Annotated in this window: 3 protein-coding genes; all 3 read left to right on the top strand. The window is 63.0% G+C overall.

Annotation, left to right across the window (positions count from 1 at the left end):
* The coding region (locus B2W70_RS10910) for a 3',5'-cyclic-nucleotide phosphodiesterase (RefSeq protein ID WP_286745657.1) at positions 1 to 776 on the top strand (776 nt) is incomplete at its 5' end.
* A gap of 86 nt (positions 777 to 862) precedes the next feature.
* Positions 863 to 1,153 carry a nucleotidyltransferase family protein gene (locus B2W70_RS10905; RefSeq protein WP_286745655.1) on the top strand — a complete coding sequence of 97 codons (291 nt, stop codon included), beginning with the start codon at positions 863 to 865 and terminating at the stop codon, positions 1,151 to 1,153.
* Entirely contained in the window at positions 1,150 to 1,521 is a 372-nt protein-coding gene (locus B2W70_RS10900) for a DUF86 domain-containing protein (protein ID WP_286745654.1), read from the top strand. The genes B2W70_RS10905 and B2W70_RS10900 overlap by 4 nt, the downstream gene beginning before the upstream one ends.
* Positions 1,522 to 1,640: the final 119 nt, after the last annotated feature.

The raw sequence follows: 1,640 nt of genomic DNA, 5'->3' as shown, positions 1-1,640 counted from the left end.
AGCGCTGCCACACCACGGCCTTCCTGCTCGATGACGACATCCTCATCGACGCGGGCAGTGGCGTGGGCGAGTTGCGCCTGGACGAGCTCGCCCGCATCGACCACGTCCTGATCACGCACAGCCACCTGGACCACGTGCTCAGCATCCCGCTGCTGGCTGACACGGTCATCAAGCTGCGCATGGGGGGAGGGGGCTTGAGCAGTCTGCGCCCCATCCACGTTCATGCTTTGCCTGAGACGCTGGCCGCCTTGCGCGCCCACATCTTCAACGGTGTGATTTGGCCTGACTTCACGCGCCTGCCCAGCGCCCAGCATCCGGTGCTGGTTTTTCACGAGTTCCAGGTGGGCGAGGTGCTGCGCTTTCCGGCGCGTGGCGGCGTCGACGACCGGCTGGTGCATGTGCTGCCGGCGGCGCACACGGTGCCAGCGGTGGGCTTTGGCATCGAGACGCCGCAGGGCTGGTGGGTGTTCACGGGTGACACGGGCCCCAACCCGGCCTTGTGGCAGGCGCTGCAGGGTGAGCGCATTGCTCAGTTGGTGATCGAGACCGCGTTTGGCAACGAAGAGGCGCACCTGGCGAACATCAGTGGGCACCTGTCACCGCAGACGCTGGCCCAGGAGCTGGCGCAGTTGGATGGCGAGGTCAGCGTCTACATCACCCACCCCAAGCCCGGCGAAGTGCCGGCGGTGCTGTCGCAGGTGAGGGCGCTGGACAGCCGGCACCGGATCGAGCCGCTGCGCGAGGGGTTGCGGTTTCATGCGCCGGCTGAGGATTGAGGCGTTCCGTTTGCCCTCTCCCGGGGTTTTCGTCGTTGGCCCCTGGGTCGTATCATGGACACGAGATCCGATGTGAAAGGAAAGCCATGCGACCGTCCGTTGCGCTCGATATGAAGCGAAACGCTGTGCGCGAAGCGGTGAACCGTTTCCGCACGGCCAACCCCCGCATTTTTGGATCGGTGCTGCATGGCACTGATCAGGACGGCAGTGACCTTGATCTGCTGGTTGACGCGCTGCCTGGCGCCACGCTGCTGGACTTGGGCGATTTGGAAGCAGAGCTGAAATCGCTGCTTGGCGTGGACGTTGATTTGCTGACACCCGGCGACCTGCCACCAAAATTCCGCGCCAAGGTGCTCGCGGAGGCTCGGCCGGTATGAGGGCGAACCGATTGCCGGATTACCTGGGCCACATTCAACAGGCTGCGGCTGATGCGTGCAGCTTCGTGGAAGGGATGGACAAGGATGACTTCCTGGCTGACAGGCGCACTCAGCAGGCCGTCATCATGAGTTTGATCGTCATTGGTGAGGCCGCTACAAAGGTGATGGATTCGAGTGCCGGCTTTACCCAGGCGCATGCGGAAATACCGTGGCGCAGCATGCGTAACATGCGCAATCGCATGGCCCATGGGTATTTCGACATCAACCTTGATGTGGTTTGGGAAACGGTTCAAGAATGGTTGCCAGAACTGCTCAAGCAACTGCCCGCCGCGAGACAGGATGCTGAACACTTGGACTGCTCGGACTGAAACCATGCCTTTGCAGCATTCAGACCTAGACCGTCGCAGCTTGGCCATGCACCGGCTGGCCGTGGAAAAGCTTGAGCGTGAACCGGCGCTGCTGGAGCGCGCGCGCGCGATTCTGGCTC

It is taken from the genome of Aquabacterium sp. UBA2148 (assembly GCF_002328915.1).
In the GTDB taxonomy this organism is placed as follows: domain Bacteria; phylum Pseudomonadota; class Gammaproteobacteria; order Burkholderiales; family Burkholderiaceae_C; genus Aquabacterium; species Aquabacterium parvum.
The sequence above is the reverse complement of the archived record's forward strand: the minus strand, read 5'-3'. Positions and strand labels throughout refer to the sequence as shown.